This window comes from Vibrio sp. TRT 29B02, from assembly GCF_050113655.1.
Lineage (GTDB): Bacteria > Pseudomonadota > Gammaproteobacteria > Enterobacterales > Vibrionaceae > Vibrio.
On record NZ_JBNJOJ010000003.1, the window covers coordinates 40,535 to 57,575 of the forward strand.

At 44.7% G+C, this 17,041-nt stretch carries 16 protein-coding genes, 1 riboswitch and 1 other annotated feature; of the genes, 12 read left to right on the forward strand and 4 right to left on the reverse strand.

From position 1 onward, the window contains the following. The 6 genes from ACQEXT_RS02650 to ACQEXT_RS02675 are packed head-to-tail and all read left to right on the forward strand — an operon-like array spanning nucleotide 1 to nucleotide 4,892. Nucleotides 1–1,278 carry an NAD(P)/FAD-dependent oxidoreductase gene (locus ACQEXT_RS02650; RefSeq protein ID WP_426950513.1) on the forward strand — a complete coding sequence of 426 codons (1,278 nt, stop codon included), beginning with the start codon at nucleotides 1–3 and terminating at the stop codon, nucleotides 1,276–1,278. Nucleotide 1,279: 1 nt separating this feature from the next. Further along, nucleotides 1,280–2,062, forward strand: a complete 783-nt coding sequence (locus tag ACQEXT_RS02655) for a DUF1365 domain-containing protein (protein WP_331415916.1) — start codon at nucleotides 1,280–1,282, stop codon at nucleotides 2,060–2,062. Nucleotides 2,063–2,077: 15 nt separating this feature from the next. Next, entirely contained in the window at nucleotides 2,078–3,325 is a 1,248-nt protein-coding gene (locus ACQEXT_RS02660; protein ID WP_426950514.1) for a class I SAM-dependent methyltransferase, read from the forward strand. A 16-nt stretch (nucleotides 3,326–3,341) separates the two neighbouring features. After that, nucleotides 3,342–3,863, forward strand: coding sequence for a DUF2878 domain-containing protein (locus tag ACQEXT_RS02665; RefSeq protein WP_426950515.1), 522 nt, complete (start codon nucleotides 3,342–3,344; stop codon nucleotides 3,861–3,863). Beyond that, nucleotides 3,817–4,365: a chalcone isomerase family protein gene (locus tag ACQEXT_RS02670; RefSeq protein ID WP_426950516.1), complete on the forward strand. Its 549-nt coding sequence runs from the start codon at nucleotides 3,817–3,819 to the stop codon at nucleotides 4,363–4,365. Before ACQEXT_RS02665 ends, ACQEXT_RS02670 begins: the two co-directional genes overlap by 47 nt. Beyond that, a complete protein-coding gene (locus tag ACQEXT_RS02675; RefSeq protein WP_426950518.1) occupies nucleotides 4,362–4,892 on the forward strand; it encodes a DUF3833 domain-containing protein in 531 nt (176 codons plus the stop codon). The genes ACQEXT_RS02670 and ACQEXT_RS02675 overlap by 4 nt, the downstream gene beginning before the upstream one ends. A 179-nt stretch (nucleotides 4,893–5,071) precedes the next feature. On the opposite strand, the gene purB is transcribed toward ACQEXT_RS02675, so the two are convergent. The 3 genes from purB to mnmA all read right to left on the reverse strand — a co-directional run bounded on the left by purB (nucleotide 5,072) and on the right by mnmA (nucleotide 8,373). Next, nucleotides 5,072–6,442, reverse strand: coding sequence for an adenylosuccinate lyase (gene purB / locus ACQEXT_RS02680; protein WP_426950519.1), 1,371 nt, complete (start codon nucleotides 6,440–6,442; stop codon nucleotides 5,072–5,074). A 145-nt stretch (nucleotides 6,443–6,587) separates the two neighbouring features. Continuing rightward, nucleotides 6,588–7,208, reverse strand: coding sequence for a high frequency lysogenization protein HflD (gene hflD, locus ACQEXT_RS02685; protein ID WP_426950521.1), 621 nt, complete (start codon nucleotides 7,206–7,208; stop codon nucleotides 6,588–6,590). A gap of 28 nt (nucleotides 7,209–7,236) precedes the next feature. Next, the gene (mnmA, locus tag ACQEXT_RS02690) at nucleotides 7,237–8,373 is read right to left on the reverse strand and encodes a tRNA 2-thiouridine(34) synthase MnmA (protein ID WP_138970303.1); all 1,137 of its coding nucleotides are present in this window, start codon (nucleotides 8,371–8,373) and stop codon (nucleotides 7,237–7,239) included. A 195-nt stretch (nucleotides 8,374–8,568) separates the two neighbouring features. Between mnmA and ACQEXT_RS02695 the strand changes: the two genes are divergently transcribed. Both ACQEXT_RS02695 and ACQEXT_RS02700 read left to right on the forward strand, forming a co-directional pair. Beyond that, on the forward strand, nucleotides 8,569–8,838 hold the full coding sequence (locus tag ACQEXT_RS02695) for a hypothetical protein (protein ID WP_426950523.1): 270 nt from the start codon (nucleotides 8,569–8,571) through the stop codon (nucleotides 8,836–8,838). Between the two features lie 260 nt (nucleotides 8,839–9,098). Beyond that, entirely contained in the window at nucleotides 9,099–10,403 is a 1,305-nt protein-coding gene (locus ACQEXT_RS02700; protein WP_426950524.1) for an inosine/guanosine kinase, read from the forward strand. A 101-nt stretch (nucleotides 10,404–10,504) separates the two neighbouring features. Here the strand turns inward: ACQEXT_RS02700 and ACQEXT_RS02705 are convergent, their stop codons facing one another. After that, the gene (locus tag ACQEXT_RS02705) at nucleotides 10,505–10,912 is read right to left on the reverse strand and encodes an H-NS family nucleoid-associated regulatory protein (protein ID WP_426950525.1); all 408 of its coding nucleotides are present in this window, start codon (nucleotides 10,910–10,912) and stop codon (nucleotides 10,505–10,507) included. Nucleotides 10,913–11,477: 565 nt separating this feature from the next. Next, nucleotides 11,478–11,659, forward strand: a riboswitch (Lysine riboswitch). A 113-nt stretch (nucleotides 11,660–11,772) separates the two neighbouring features. Here ACQEXT_RS02705 and ACQEXT_RS02710 point away from each other — a divergent pair. The 4 genes from ACQEXT_RS02710 to hisC all read left to right on the forward strand — a co-directional run bounded on the left by ACQEXT_RS02710 (nucleotide 11,773) and on the right by hisC (nucleotide 16,986). Continuing rightward, a complete protein-coding gene (locus ACQEXT_RS02710) occupies nucleotides 11,773–13,374 on the forward strand; it encodes a Na+/H+ antiporter NhaC family protein (RefSeq protein ID WP_426950526.1) in 1,602 nt (533 codons plus the stop codon). 176 nt (nucleotides 13,375–13,550) lie between these two features. Further along, nucleotides 13,551–13,687, forward strand: a sequence feature (His leader region). 53 nt (nucleotides 13,688–13,740) lie between these two features. Next, on the forward strand, nucleotides 13,741–14,637 hold the full coding sequence (gene hisG, locus ACQEXT_RS02715; protein ID WP_138970308.1) for an ATP phosphoribosyltransferase: 897 nt from the start codon (nucleotides 13,741–13,743) through the stop codon (nucleotides 14,635–14,637). A 5-nt stretch (nucleotides 14,638–14,642) separates the two neighbouring features. After that, the gene (gene hisD, locus ACQEXT_RS02720; RefSeq protein WP_426950527.1) at nucleotides 14,643–15,935 is read left to right on the forward strand and encodes a histidinol dehydrogenase; all 1,293 of its coding nucleotides are present in this window, start codon (nucleotides 14,643–14,645) and stop codon (nucleotides 15,933–15,935) included. 10 nt (nucleotides 15,936–15,945) lie between these two features. Then, a complete protein-coding gene (gene hisC, locus ACQEXT_RS02725) occupies nucleotides 15,946–16,986 on the forward strand; it encodes a histidinol-phosphate transaminase (RefSeq protein ID WP_426950528.1) in 1,041 nt (346 codons plus the stop codon). Nucleotides 16,987–17,041 lie beyond the last annotated feature (55 nt).

Below are 17,041 nucleotides of genomic sequence, written 5' to 3' on the forward strand. Positions count from 1 at the left end.
ATGAAAATCGCAATTATAGGCAGTGGAATTTCTGGATTAACGTGTGGTTATTATCTTAGTCGTGACCACGATGTAACCTTGTTTGAAGCGAATGATTATATTGGAGGGCATACCGCGACGGTTGACGTCGAACTTGAGGGTAGTCGCTACTCCGTTGATACGGGCTTTATCGTTTATAACGATCGAACCTACCCGAATTTTATCGCCTTGATGAATGAGATTGGCGTGGAAGGAAGACCAAGCCAAATGAGCTTCAGCGTCCGAAATGACAGTAATGGGCTTGAGTATAATGGCCACACATTAACCACCTTATTTGCACAGAAGAGAAACTGGCTAAATCCTAAGTTTTACTCATTTATATTTGAAATATTGAGATTTAACCGCCTAGTCAAAGAGTGTGTTGATCAAACAAAGGGCGAGAACACCTTAGGCGACTTCTTGACCTCTCACCGTTTTAGCGATTACTTCTGCGACAACTATATTCTTCCAATGGGTGCGGCCATTTGGTCTTCAACTCTCGCAGATATGAGAGCGTTTCCGCTCCAGTTTTTTGCGCGTTTTTTCTTAAATCATGGACTGCTTGATGTGACAAACAGACCTCAATGGTATGTGATTAAAGGTGGATCTAGAGAGTACATTAAGCCATTGACTAAAGGGTTTGCGGACAAGATTCGACTCAATAGTCCGGTCGAGTCAGTGAGTCGTGATCAAGCTGGGGTTACGGTCAGAGTTAATGGTCAAACCGAACGTTTTGACCAAGTGATTTTTGCTTGTCACAGCGATCAAGCTAAGCATTTGTTGGCTGATATCAGCTCAGTAGAGAGCGAAATCTTATCCGATTTAGCCTATCAGCCAAATGAAGTCGTGCTTCACACGGATGAATCTTTGCTGCCAAAACGAAAAGCGGCATGGGCATCATGGAACTATTGGTTGGATGGCGGTGAGCAAGAGCAATCTCGACCACCTACGTTGACCTACAATATGAACATCCTACAGCACATCCAAGCGCCAAAAACGTTTTGTGTTTCTTTAAACAGCAGCGATCAGATAGACAAAGACAAAATACTGAAAAGTTTTGTCTACCACCATCCGGTGTTTAGCCGCGACTCGATGGCCGCTCAGGCAAGACGCAATGAAATTAATGGCTTGTCTCGGACATGGTTTTGTGGCGCGTATTGGTACAACGGGTTCCATGAAGATGGCGTTCGCAGTGGATTGGATGTCGTGAGAGGAATACGTTTAGCCAGTGAAACCCTTCAATCTCAGGGAGCGGCTTAAGATGTCCTTGGAACAGCGTAACCATTTGCTGGTTGGAAACGTCCGACATCGTCGTTTTACGCCCATTGAACATGCGCTGAACTACCATCTATTTATGCCTTGTCTTGATCTGGATGATCTCGACGCTCTGCAACAGAGAGTGTGGGGGTTTGGTCAGAGATGGTGGCATTGGGCGAGGTTTAAGCGCCAAGACTATCTCGGTAGTGGGGACTTAAAACAAGCGGTATTGAGTAAGGTTCAACAGCTGGGTGGAGAACCGATTCAAGGAACCGTGAAAGCGGTCATCCATCTTCGATACTTTGGCATTTACTTCAGTCCGGTGAACTTTTACTACATTTACGACCAACAAGGTCATTGGAGATACTTGCTTGCGGAAGTCAGTAATACTCCTTGGAATGAGCGCCACTACTATCTGCTCGATGCTGATGACCGGAATACTTGGACTCACAGCAAAGCATTTCATGTCTCGCCATTCAATCCGCTAGAACAGCAATACCACTGGAACATCAAACCTCTGGGCGACAAGTTATCTGTTCACTTGGCTTGTCACCGAGAGAGTAAGGAGTTTGATGCTACGCTTAAAATGAACAAACATCCTTTTAATTCAAAAGTATTACTCAAGCACCTGATCGTTACACCCATAATGGCAGTAAAAGTGATGACAGGGATTTATTGGCACGCTTTAAAGCTCTGGATTAAAGGTGCACCGTTTTACTCTCATCCTAAATATCAGCAAGGGCTTGACAGTTCAACGGATAACAGCGGCGCGGAACTAAAAAAATAACAAGGAACCGATGACATGATTAACTCACAGACACTGGCTTTGCCTGTTCAGTTAAGTTCAGTACAAAAAACAGCCCGAAATATCGCATTTTCTTGTCTCTGCAAGCTACAAGTTGGTTCTTTAACTGTGATTGAATCATTTAGTGATGAACCAGCACTGCGCGTAAGAGAGCAGTTTGGCAAGCCTAAAGAAGGTCAACCCAGCGCTATCATAGAAGTAAAGAATCCAGCCTTTTATGCCCGTTTGCTCAAGGGGGGCAGTATTGCTGCGGGTGAGGCATACATGGATGGTTGGTGGGATAGCCCTAACCTTACTCAACTGATGGAGTTGATGGCACTCAACTTGTCAGCGTTAGACTCGATAGAGAGCCGTTCTAGTTTGTTGTCCAAGCTTACTTATCAAGTCAGCCATTGGTTAAACAGAAATACGGTGGCCAATTCAGCCAAAAACATCGAAGCGCACTATGACCTGAGCAATGACCTTTACCAAACATTTCTCGACCCCAGAATGCTCTACTCGTCTGCTGTGTTTAACGATGACAGTGACTCTTTAGAGCAAGCGCAAATCAACAAGATGGAACGTTTGTGTCAGCAACTTAAGCTGACAGCGAACGATAGCGTGATCGAAATCGGCACGGGTTGGGGGGCAATGGCGATCTATATGGCGGAAACATATGGCTGCCATGTTACGACAACGACGATTTCGGAGCAGCAATACCAATATGCGAAACAGGCCATAGAGGCGAAAGGCTTGACCGATAGAATCACGTTACTTAAGAAAGACTATCGTTTGCTTGAAGGTGAATTTGACAAGCTGGTCTCGATCGAAATGATTGAAGCGGTTGGTAAACAGTTTTTGACGTCGTACATTCAGAAGTGCCAATCGTTACTCAAACCTGGTGGTCTGATGGCGATACAAGCAATTACCATTGCAGATCAACGTTATGACTACTACAGCAACAACGTTGACTTTATCCAGAAGTATATCTTTCCGGGTGGTTTTCTTCCTTCAATCACCGCTTTAACTCAAGCCACCACTAAGCATAGTGACTTGGTACTAAGAGATCTGTTTGACATAGGACAGGACTACGCACGCACGCTTAGTCACTGGTATGAGCGTTTCAATGCTGCGCAAGAACAGGTTTATAAACTCGGATTTGATGAACGTTTCATTCGCATGTGGAACTATTACTTCTGCTATTGTGAAGGCGGATTCCGAGCAAAATCGATCAGTACAGTGCACATGACGTTCCAACGTCCTTAACAAAGAGAGTGAGCTGATGAAGCGTCTCATACTCATCTCAACTTGGTTCCAGATTATCTGGTTCGTGGCTGTTATTGGGCAAACATCATGGCATTGGCTGACGTTGTTGTTAGTCACCTTTACTCTCTTAATCACCGCTATGCGTAGCGAATTTGCTTGGAAAAAGCTCGCGGTGATCGTGGCAGTGGGCATCAGCGTAGACTCGGTTAATATGGCGTTAGGACTCTTGCATTTTGAGCAAGGGTACCTTCCGTTATGGTTAGTCTCTCTATGGGTTATTTTTGTCTGGTACTGCTATTTTTTATATCCGGTAGTGAGCCAATACCCAGTATCTATCGTATCAGTCATAGGTGGAATTGGTGGAGCACTCAGTTACAGTGCCGGTGAGAAGCTTAACGCGGTGACTTTCGGATTGCCGATAGTGTTAACAGCAGGCATCTTGTTAATTGAGTGGACCATTATGGTCTTATTGATTTTTAAGGTGTACGGATATGAAAATCATCCTGATACTCGTCACTTATCTAGTAGTGACAGCTAGTGCGTTGGCTTCTGTTGTCTCTGACAGGGTGGAACAAGACTGGCGCAATTGGTCAAAGGTAGGACAAGCGCAACTTACCATGCTTTTCTTTGATATTTACCACTCTCAGCTTCTTACACCGAGTGGGCGATATACACTTGACCCTGATATTACCCCGCATCCTTTGGCACTATCCATCACCTACCAAAGAGAGATTTCACAGCAGCAATTGATCGATGCGACGCTAGAACAGTGGCAAAAGCTCGGCTACCAAGCAACACAAACCCAGCAATGGGCAGAGCATTTAGCGAGTATCTTCCCGAATATCAAGAAGGGACACAGTTTGACATATGTAACAGATGGTGTTCAGGGACAGTTTTATTTCTCTGAGCAGCAAGCGAGCGTTAAGCTCATCGGTGTGATAGAAGAAGAACAGCTTAATGATGCATTTTTGGCTATTTGGCTCTCGCCCGATACTGAATATCCTAGCTTGAGAGAGCGTCTGATTGGGAGAGCACAATGATAACTCAGCTACGTGCGGCTATCGCCACTCTGGTAATCCTGTTTTTACTAGGCTGTGCGGCGGAATTGGATGATTACCAATCTACTCAACCTAAATTTGACCTGTTCGAGTATTTTCAGGGAGAGTCGACGGCTTGGGGAATGGTGCAGGACTACTCCAGTAAACAGACGCGGCGTTTCGAAGTTAACATCAAAGGGAGCGTAGCGGGCAATGTGCTGACCTTAGTTGAAGATTTCGTGTTTGATGACGGAGAGACATCGCAGAGAATCTGGTCAATCGAGCGGGTTGGTGGTGGTCAATACCAAGGGCGTGCCGACGACATTATTGGTGTTGCCACAGGACGAGAAGTTGGTAATGCTCTACAATGGCAGTATGATTTTGAATTGAAGATGGAACAATCAACGGTGGTGGTGACCTTCGATGATTGGTTATACAGACAAGATGACAAACATGTGTTCAACCTTACCAAAATCAAAAAGTTTGGCATTGAGGTAGGCACGATCACCCTGTTTTTCCAGAAGCAATAAACAGTTGTGGATAACTGGCTCGGGCTTCACCCTACTGGCAGTGGGTGTTGGTAGGAAAATGATCCAACTTTTGGTCTTGAAGGTGTCGACAGGACTCGTTCCTAAAGCGAGATAATAATCCAGCTCACCAAAATAAAAAGGGTTGACGCCTTAACGCCAACCCTCTCACTACTCGATACTTACAGCTTGTCTGTCAGCTCAATCGCTTGACCGATGTAGTTTGCTGGCGTCATCTCTTTAAGACGTGCTTTTTCGTGCTCAGGAAGTTCAAGACCGTCGATAAAGCGACGCATTGCTTCACCATCTACACGTTTACCACGAGTTAACTCTTTAAGCTTCTCGTATGGTTTTTCGATACCGTAGCGACGCATCACAGTTTGTACAGGTTCAGCTAGAACTTCCCAGTTCTTGTCCAGTTCTGCTAGTAGTGCTTCACGGTTAACTTCGAGTTTGCTGATGCCTTTTAGAGTAGAAGTGTAAGCGATGATTGCATAGCCAACACCAACACCTAGGTTACGTAGTACTGTTGAGTCCGTTAGGTCACGCTGCCAGCGAGAGATAGGCAGTTTTTGTGCTAGGTGACCGAATACAGCATTCGCTAGACCTAGGTTGCCTTCAGAGTTTTCAAAGTCAATTGGGTTAACTTTGTGTGGCATCGTTGACGAACCAATCTCACCAGCAACGGTTTTTTGTTTGAAGTGACCGAGTGCGATGTAGCCCCATACGTCACGATCGAAGTCGATTAGGATGGTGTTAAAACGCGCAACCGCATCAAACAGTTCAGCGATGTAGTCGTGTGGCTCGATCTGAGTTGTGTAAGGGTTCCAAGTCACACCCAGCGACTCGGTGATGAACTCTTCGGAGAACGTGTGCCAATCTAGCTCAGGGTAAGCGGATAGGTGAGCGTTGTAGTTGCCGACAGCACCGTTGATTTTTGCTAGGATTTCAACGTTAGCGATCTGCTTGTATTGACGTTCCATACGGTACGCAACGTTTGCCATCTCTTTACCCATGGTTGATGGAGAAGCTGGCTGGCCGTGTGTACGTGACAGTAGTGGAATATCACGGTATTCAACAGCAAGAGCTTTAATCGCGTCGATGATGTTTTTGATTTCAGGAAGAATAACTTCGTCGCGAGCTTCTTTCAGCATTAGAGCGTGAGAGGTGTTGTTGATATCTTCTGATGTACATGCGAAGTGAATGAACTCATTTACTGCGTGTAGCTCAGGAACACCAGCAACTTTCTCTTTCAGAAAGTATTCAACCGCTTTAACGTCATGGTTTGTTGTGCGTTCGATCTCTTTGATACGAGCGGCATCTTCTTCAGAGAAATTTGCGGCTAGGTCATCTAGGAACTGATTGGCTTCTGCACTGAATGCAGGGACTTCTGCGATGGCATCTGTAGCTGCTAGCTTTTGTAACCAGCGGATTTCAACGATAGAGCGGTACTTTAGTAGACCAAACTCACTAAAGATGCTGCGAAGTGCAATAGTTTTACTTCCGTAACGACCGTCTACTGGTGAAACAGCAGTCAATGCTGACAGTTCCATGATGTTCTCCTGAATTGAGTTTCGAAATTTTGTGAGCTTTATACCAGCATCTTAGTGATTTGTCACGAATATTGCGCAAACGTTTGCGCGGGGTTTATTTTGGTATAAAGAAACAGCTCGCGCTAAGGCACGAGCTGGGAATTAATTATGACATTCTCGCAAGTAGGATCTGTGCTTGTTCTACCATCTTTTTTCGTCCAAAGATGAGGTGACGACGCTTACCGCCCACTTGTCGCCATAGTACCGCGCTGCGAATGCCAGACAACAGCAGAGCTCGAACTTTATGTTGATTTGTAGTCTGTTGCAGCACAGAAGGTGTCCCCGTTACTTGAATGCGAGGCCCCACTGGGCTAATGACATCAAGATAGACGCTGGCAAGGTTACTCAGCATCTGTTCGTCGAGTAAATCAAAGTGATCGAGTTGGCGTTCGAGCATTTGGATACGGTCGCCGAGCTGTGACATCGCATCGTTACGGCTTTGAAGCTTGCGCTCTAATGCCATCAAACTAATGATGTAACGGGTAATCTCACTGCCAGAAGGGGTGCTATCGATTCCTTTGACCAAACATTCTAGCCCCAGCTTCAAATCGACTTCACGACCATAAACACTGACCGTATTTGCAGGGTTAATGTTTAAGATCGCTTTTAATGAAGTTTCAAACGCGTCAGAGTCACAGTGACCGTTTTTAGCGACTTGTTGTACCAAAGCAACAGCTTGGCAGATTCCAGCAAATGCGATAGTGCGGTCATAAAGTGTGTTAGCCACGTAATTCTACTCCAATGATTAAGATAAATTAAATTCGCTCTTCGATGATGCCGCCACCTAAGCAGACTTCACCTTGATAGAAAACAGCAGATTGTCCCGGTGTCACCGCAATTTGCGGCTCGTCGAAGATGACTTTGATGTTCTCATCATCAATAGGGATGATAGTACATGGGATATCTGTTTGACGGTAGCGAGTTTTCACAGTGCATTGTAACGGTTCTTTAATCGCTTCACGATCAACCCAGTGCAATTGGGAAGCGATAAGTCCTTGAGACTTCAACATTGGGTGATCTTTACCCTGCACCGCGATAAGAACGTTGCGTTTGAGATCTTTTTCGCCAACGAACCATGGGTCTTCATTACCGCCGCCGCCTTTCTGACCACCAATGTGCAGACCTTTACGCTGGCCAAGAGTGTGATACATCAGGCCATTGTGCTTGCCAATCACTTTACCTTCAGGTGTTTCTATATCGCCTGGTTGAGCAGGTAAGTAACGACCTAGGAAATCGGTAAACTTACGTTCACCAATAAAGCAGATACCCGTGGAATCTTTTTTCTTCGCGGTGATCAGATCTTGTTCTTCTGCAATACGGCGAACTTCAGGCTTTTCTAACTCACCAACAGGGAATAGGCTGCGTGCCACTTGATCGCTGCTTAGCGTATAGAGGAAGTAACTTTGATCTTTGTTGCTGTCTAGGCCGCGCAGCATTTTAGGTTTTTCACCTGCTGCAAGCTCTTCAGCCGTCGGGAACGTACGGCGAACGTAATGACCCATAGCGATGTAATCAGCATCAAGAACTTCATCAGCAAATTCGAGGAATGCTTTGAATTTGATCTCTTTATTACACAAGATATCTGGGTTTGGCGTGCGGCCTGCTTTGTATTCAGCTAGGAAATACTCAAACACGTTGTCCCAGTATTCCGCTGCAAAGTTAATGGTGTGTAGGTGGATGCCTAGTTTGTCGCACACTGCTTGCGCGTCTGCAAGGTCTTCAGCTGCTGTACAGTACTCTTCATTGTCATCCTCTTCCCAGTTTTTCATGAATAGGCCTTCAACTTGATAGCCCTGTTGCTTAAGAAGATAAGCAGAAACGGATGAATCCACACCGCCGGACATGCCAACGATGACTTTCTTTTGACTGTTATCAGTACAGTTGTCAGACATTACTAAACACCACTTAAATAAACTGGAGGCAGATTTTATCAGAAAGCATAGCAAGGGGACAGATCCGAGATCGAACTCACACTTCGATTTTGGTCAATTTCCCCTCAATCACTGACAGAAACCTGAGAATAATTGAGTATAGAGAATCTATATATGGCATAGTTGCAGAAATTCAAGTTACACAGAGCAACTGAAATGAGCGACCAGAACCAAATCATCGAAGAGCAACAATTGATTGAGGTGATTGAAAATCAGCTAGAGGATGGAAACCCAATTAAAGTCAAAGAGACTTTGATGCGTTTGATGATGACAGGCACCTCCCGTGAAGACGCCATTGCCATGATGGCTTGTGCCGTGGCTATTGAGATTTATGATGTCATGAAAAACGACGGTGAGTTCAACCTAAAGCGTTACTCTGAAAATCTAGCAAGTTTACCGGATCTTAGCTTTATGGAAGGCGAGTAATCCGTCATATCACATTTGATCAGGTCTCAGTGACATTGAATGTGAGATCTGACATTCTGTTTGGGAACGGAGAGCGAATGTGCTCGAAGTAGCAACAATCAGCCACTTTGTTAATGAAAATCCCTTCTTATTTAATACATACTAAATCGCCTCAGATTTAATTACGATTGCAAACGTTTGCTATAATTCCTCTAGTTGCCGCGCTAAAAAGGGCGAGGTAGAATCCGGCATCCTTTCATCCCTTATTCAGAATCATCAATATGAAATTTCCTGGTCAACGCAAATCGAAGCATTACTTTCCTGTTCACGCTCGCGATCCGCTTGTGACTCAATCACAAGAAAGCAAAAAAATGTCGCGTACGCACATTATTGGTATCGATCAAACCTTGGTAGATATTGAAGCGAAAGTAAACAGCGAGTTGATTGATAAATATAAGCTGAGTAAGGGACACTCACTGGTTATTGATGATGAGACAGCTGAAGCGTTATATAACGAGTTGAAAGAAAGCCAACTTATCACCAATGAATACGCTGGTGGTACCATCGGTAATACGCTTCATAATTACTCAGTATTAGCGGATGATCGTTCGACACTTCTGGGTGTAATGAGCCAAGATATTAAAATTGGTAGTTATGGCTACCGCTACCTATGTAATACCTCTAGCCGAATGGATCTCAATTATCTGCAAGGTGTTGATGGTGCAATTGGCCGCTGTTTTGCTCTTATTACCGAAGATGGTGAACGCACATTTGCAATCAGTGAAGGGCAAATGAACCAGCTTCACCCTGACAATATTCCTGAGAAAATATTCAAGAACGCATCGGCTTTAGTACTAACGGCTTACTTGGTTCGTTGTAAAGAGGGCGATCCGATGCCTGAAGCGACGATGAGAGCGATTGAATATGCTAAGAAATATGAAGTGCCGGTCGTACTGACACTTGGAACTAAGTTTGTGATTCAAGACGATCCTCAATTCTGGCAGGATTTCTTACGTGATCACGTTAGTGTCGTTGCAATGAATGAAGATGAAGCAGAAGCGTTAACGGGTGAGTCTGATCCTCTAGCGGCGTCAGATAAAACTCTGGAATGGGTTGATTTAGTATTATGTACTGCGGGTCCTGTTGGTCTATTTATGGCTGGCTACACTGAGGATTCAGCTAAACGTGAAACGTCTTTGCCTCTTCTTCCTGGTAGTATTGCAGAATTCAACCGTTATGAATTTAGCCGACCAGCTTCAAAAGACTTGTGTGAGAATCCAATTAGAGTTTACTCTCATATTTCGCCATATATGGGTGGTCCGGAAAAAATCAAAAATACCAACGGAGCGGGGGATGCAGCACTATCGGCGTTATTGCATGATATGGCGGCAAATAAGTACCACAAAGAAAACGTGCCTAACTCAAGTAAACATGCGTACTCATATTTGACTTACTCCTCTTTCTCGCAAGTTTGTAAGTATTCTAACCGAGCGAGTTATGAAGTTTTAGTTCAGCATTCACCACGTTTGTCTCGTGGTTTACCTGAGCGTGAAGATAGCTTGGAAGAAGCGTATTGGGAACGTTAATCAACGAATAAATAACAAACCTCACTCGAGTGAGGTTTGTTAGCGATAAAAAAGCGCCCAATGGGCGCTTTTTTTAATTGCTTGTAACAAACGTTGACTGATTAGATTAGGAAATCGTCTAGAGATTTACCAGCGTCTAATAGCTCTTGAATTGCAGAAGGCGTACGACCTTGACCTGTCCATGTTTTCTCTTGGCCAGTGCTGTCAGTGTACTTATATTTTGCAGGACGAGGAGCGCGCTTAGATTTCGCTTTGCCTTTAGTTTCACCGGCAAGTGCAGAAATTAATGCTTCAACGTCGATACCGTCGCTTGCAATTTGCTCTGCAATTGCGGCTAGCTTCGCTTCTTGTTCAGCAGCTTGAGCACGTTCAGCTTCTTCTGTTTCTTTACGTTCACTAACAACAGTCGTTAATTTATCTAGCGCTTCTTCAAGTTGCTCTAGTGTTAGTTCACGTGCGAAAGCACGTAGGCTACGGATGTTTAATAGTGTTTTAGTTAGTTCCGACATTAATTCGTCTCTTCGTATATAAGTTGTCGATAAATGAATCATAAACTTCAAATTTAAATAATACAATCTTCTGCAATAAAAAATATAAAAAACAGCGGATGTTTCGCTGTTGCTGTCTCAATGAATTAAAAAGCGAAGAGCGCAATAGAGTCGTAAATCTGATTAATTAAATTACGACAGAGTTACTGTTATTACAGTTTCATATCAATATGGGAAGAGCTATATATCAATCCTATTAATTGTAGGGTTGTTACTGTTTTAACTTTAAGACATATATACACGTTGTTAATGTGGGTATGTTAATCAGAGTCAATAAAGACCATATAGGGTCAGCTTGTTTTCCCTGCGCATCTATTATTACCGGCTAAATAGTAGTGACTATTAAACCGGATGACTATTCATCCGTCATGGAATCTTAGTCAGTCGCTTCGAATGGGACAAATTAACAATAAAATCGAATAATATGTTGAATCGACTCTCAGGTTAAGTACAATGGCTGGAACCTAATGCGATTGTCGGGTTAAATTATTGTTAAATTGACTTTTCGGTAGTTTAATATTTTACACATCGCGGTAGAGGCGCGGAATAAATCAGTAATGTTTGTTGGGGTGATGCCAATGAACAAACAGGAAAGGTTATTTCGCCGAAGTGAGTATTCATATCAACGATGCTTGCTGGGGTTGCACCCGAAAGGGGTAACACTGCCATAGTCTATAATTTGTAAAACTATGGAGCGCTACTGTAGGGCTGGGTTAAGCATTCGCTTGCTCGTCGCTAATTTCACTTAATTGTTAGGAAATGATTTCCTTCAATTAGTCTGCAGTAGATCTCTAACCATTTATTACTGGTTTTTGAAGATCATGAATTTAATTGATTTTGCATCATCTCCTATTTCTCTCTTGCCACCATTAGTGGCTTTGAGTCTTGCTATCGTAACGCGCCGCGTTTTGGTATCACTCGGTGTCGGTATCTTACTTGGCGCTATCTTACTAAATGACTATTCTGCAGCAAATACGCTGGGTTACGTCGGTTCAACGGTATCTAGTGTTTTTGTTGAAGATGGCGGCTTAAACGTTTGGAATATGAGCATTGTTGGTTTCCTTATCCTGTTGGGTATGATGACGGCATTGCTGACGCTTTCCGGCGGAACTCGTGCTTTTGCTGAGTGGGCACAAACACGTGTTAAGAGTAAACGTGGCTCAAAATTACTGGCTGCTTTTTTAGGCGTTTTCATTTTTGTTGATGATTACTTTAACAGCTTGGCGGTAGGTGCCATCTCTCGTCCTGTGACGGATCGTTTTTACGTATCACGTGCGAAACTGGCATATATCCTCGATTCAACCGCAGCACCTATGTGTGTGATCATGCCGGCTTCGAGCTGGGGTGCCTACATCATGACGATCATCGGTGGCATTCTTGTTTCTCATGGCATCACTGAATACTCTGCGCTTGGTGCGTATGTACGTCTGATTCCAATGAACTTCTACGCGATTTTTGCACTGCTAATGGTGTTTGCGGTAGCTTGGTTTGGCTTAGACATTGGTAAAATGCGTGAGCATGAGATTGCAGCATCGCGTGGACATGGGTTTAGCGCAGAACAAGCTGAAGATAGCCAAGAAGCGCATGAGTTGAATGAAGAGCTGGATATTCGCGAGAGCGAAGGCGGTAAAGTATTAGATTTGATCTTGCCAATTGTATTCCTGATCATCGCAACTGTTGCTTCAATGCTTTACACCGGTGGCCAAGCGTTGGCTGCTGATGGTGTCGAATTTAATCTGCTGGGTGCGTTTGAGAATACCGATGTCGGTACCTCTCTTATCTACGGTGGTTTAGTCGGGCTTGCGTTTGCACTATTCACCGTGGTTAAGCAGGGCATTGCGATGGGCGAAATCTCACGTACGCTTTGGATTGGTGCGAAATCAATGTTTGGTGCAATCCTTATTCTAGTGTTTGCGTGGACGATTGGCTCTGTTATTGGTGATATGAACACGGGTAAGTACCTTTCGACTCTTGCACAAGGCAATATCAACCCACATTGGTTACCAGTGATCTTGTTCCTGCTATCTGGCTTAATGGCATTCTCGACAGGTACCTCATGGGGTACGTTCGGTATCATGCTTCCAATTGCGGGTGATATGGCTGGTGCAACGGATCTGGCGCTGATGCTGCCAATGCTAAGTGCAGTACTTGCTGGTTCGGTATTCGGTGACCACTGTTCTCCAATCTCTGATACCACAATTCTGTCGTCTACAGGTGCGCGTTGTAACCATATCGATCACGTATCCACTCAGCTACCTTATGCACTGGCGGTGGCGGCGGTCTCGTGTATTGGCTTTGTTACCTTAGGTATGACTGCTTCAATTGGACTTTCATTTGCGGTTTCTTCGATTGCTTTCGTCGCGATTTGTGTGCTTCTTTCGGTATTGTCTAAATCGAAAATGGCAAATTGCCACAACGCATAACCACATCATTTGAACGAAAAATTTAAAGGGAGCTTCGGCTCCCTTTTTATTTGTATATGACAAAATGAAAAAAGTTTAAATAAATGGTTGAAAAATGTTGATAGCTTAGTTAGTGTGGATAACAACAAAGCGAAACAGAAGAGCTTATTAAGTATGCGTAATTTAGTCATGAATATTCATCATCACCATCACCCAGTCTAGTCTTTCGGGAGATGCACGCATACCCGGGAGACAGGAAACTCCCGGAGGCTAATATCGCAAACTACAAGATTTAGAACCCTCGGGAGACCAACTCTTCCGAGGGTTTTTCAGTTTTACAGTCTTGAAAAGTTTATCGATTTCAAATATTTGCACAGGGAAAATGTCATGCAAACACAACGCCTAAGAATTGCAATCCAAAAGAAAGGTCGCCTAAGTAAAGAGTGTCAGACTCTACTAAAAACGTGCGGCGTTAAATTCAATATCATGGGTGAGCGTCTTGTGGTTCACTCACTAAATATGCCGATTGACCTGTTGCTTGTTCGTGACGATGACATTCCTGGCCTTATTATGGACGGTGTGGTTGATCTTGGTTTTATCGGTGAAAACGAACTGGAAGAAGTGCGTCTTGACCGTAAAGCGCTGGGTGAACCATGTGACTTCGTCCAACTACGTCGCTTAGACTTTGGTGGTTGCCGCCTATCTATTGCTATCGACAAAGATGCTCAGTACAACGGTCCACAAGATTTAGCGGGCAAACGTATCGCGACCACATACCCACAATTGCTTAAAGCCTACATGGACGAGCAGGGCGTACCTTTTTCAACGTGTATGCTGACTGGCTCTGTTGAGGTAGCGCCACGAGCGGGTTTGGCTGACGCGATTGCCGACTTGGTATCGACAGGCGCGACGTTGGAAGCCAATGGTCTCAAAGAAGCAGAAATTATTTTCAAATCTAAAGCGACGCTTATCCAACGTGTTGGTGAGTTTGATGCTGAAAAGCAGGCGCTTATTGAAAAGCTGCTCACTCGTATGCAGGGTGTTCAGCAGGCAAAAGAGTCTAAGTACATCATGCTGCACGCGCCGACAGACAAACTCGATAAAATCAAAGCGCTACTTCCAGGTGCGGAAGATCCAACAGTTCTACCACTATCAAGCGAGATAAACAAAGTTGCCGTTCACCTTGTGAGTACAGAGAACTTGTTCTGGGAAACAATGGAACAGCTAAAAGAGCTGGGTGCGAGCTCAATCCTTGTCCTTCCAATCGAAAAAATGATGGGGTAACAACCATGAGAACAGTTGTCTGGCAATCGCTAAGTGAATCTCAGCAGGACTCGATTTTAGAGCGTCCAGCGATTACTGAAGGTGCAAATATTACTGCCGCCGTCTCTGATGTGATTGCAAAGGTTCGCACAGGTGGTGATGCAGCCTTGGTCGAACTGACCGAAAAATTTGATGGCGTTAAGCCCGAGTCTATTCGTGTGTCTGAGCAAGAAATTGAAGCAGCGTGTGATCGTCTAACGGATGCGATGAAGCAAGCTCTGAATCAAGCTTATTCTAATATTGCCAAGTTCCACAAAGCGCAAAAGCCGCAACCAATTAAAGTTGAAACTCAACCTGGTGTATTGTGTGAACAAGTCACTCGTCCAATCCAGAAGGTCGGCTTATACATCCCAGGTGGAAGTGCGCCACTCCCTTCTACGGTATTAATGCTTGGCGTTCCTTCAAAGATCGCAGGTTGTCGAAAAGTGGTGTTATGTTCACCGCCGCCAATTGCGGATGAGATCCTCTATGTCGCAAGACTGTGTGGTATTGATGAGGTGTATAACGTTGGTGGTGGCCAAGCGATCGCTGCGATGGCTTACGGCACCGAATCTGTGTCTAAAGTAGACAAGATTTTTGGCCCAGGTAATGCTTACGTGACGGAAGCGAAGCGTCAGGTGAGCAACGACTTCCGTGGCGCTGCGATTGATATGCCTGCTGGACCATCAGAAGTACTTGTCATTGCAGATGACACAGCTGAGCCAGACTTTATCGCCGCCGATCTGCTCAGTCAGGCTGAACACGGTCCAGACTCTCAGGTGGTTCTTGTGACACCATCACCTATTATCGCCGATCAAGTCATCGATGCTGTACAACGTCAGTTGAAGCAGTTGTCACGTGCCGATATTGCAGAAAAAGCCTTGGCTTCAAGCTTGGTTATTATCGCGGACTCGATTACTCAGGCGGTATCGATTTCAAACTACTACGGTCCAGAGCACTTAATAGTACAAACCAAACAGCCGAGAGAATTACTGCCATTACTTGACAATGCAGGCTCTATTTTCTTGGGTAATTGGTCACCAGAATCGGCGGGCGATTATGCCTCTGGTACTAACCACGTATTACCGACTTACGGTTACACACGTACTTATTCTAGTCTCGGCTTAGCGGACTTTTCTAAGCGCATGACAGTGCAAGAGCTGTCTGCTGAAGGATTAATCAATCTTGCTCCAACCGTCGTGACTATGGCCGAAGCCGAAGGGCTAGATGCTCACAAAAGAGCGGTGACAATTCGCGTAGAAAAATTGGCAAAGGCGTAAGGTAGAGACAATGGAAAAGCTAGCACGTAAACAGATTCAACAACTCACTCCTTATCTCTCTGCGCGTCGCATTGGCGGGACAGGGGATGTATGGCTGAATGCCAATGAGTCACCGTTTAATAATGAATACAAAACGGATTTCGCTCGCCTAAACCGGTACAGCGAATGCCAGCCAAAAGAACTGATCGCAGCTTATGCCGCATACGCAGGTGTGAAACCAGAGCAAACACTCACGTCGCGTGGTGCCGATGAAGGTATCGAATTGCTCGTTAGAGCGTTTTGTGAACCGGGCGAGGATGCGATCCTCTATTGCCCTCCAACCTATGGCATGTATGCAATCAGTGCTGAAACTATCGGTGTTGAGCGCAAAACAGTTCCACTGACACAGGATTGGCAGCTTGATTTACAAGGTATCGAACAAAACCTTGAAAACGTTAAGCTGGTGTTTGTATGTAGCCCGAATAACCCGACTGGCAACCTAGTCAAGCGTGAAGATATCATCACTTTACTTGAAATGACGAAAGACAAAGCCATCGTGGTTATGGATGAAGCCTATATTGATTTTTGTCCAGAGGCATCCACCGTCGGACTGCTAGAGCAATACCCGAACTTGGCGATTTTACGCACTTTGTCTAAAGCGTTTGCCTTAGCTGGGCTTCGCTGTGGTTTTACACTCGCTAACGAAGAACTAATTAATGTGTTACTCAAGGTCATCGCGCCTTATCCCGTGCCAATTCCTGTCGCGGAAATCGCCACTCAGGCTCTGTCCGAAGCTGGCCTAGCACGCGCTAAGTTTCAGGTATTGGACCTCAATGCCAATCGCGCCTACTTACAGGTTGGTTTGTCGATGATCCATGGTCTAGAAATATTCGAAGGTTGGGGTAACTACTTATTAGTGAAATTCCCTGATGGTGATGCGCTATTTAAAGCCGCTTGGGACCGAGGCATTATTTTACGTAATTCGCCAATTGAAAATTGTGTCCGAATCAGCATCGGTAGCCGTGATGAGTGTGAAAAGACACTCGGATTTATCAGAAATTATTATAACTAAAGCATCATTGGCAGCGGCTGATTGCGGCTGCCAACCATTTTGAAATAAGGAAGTT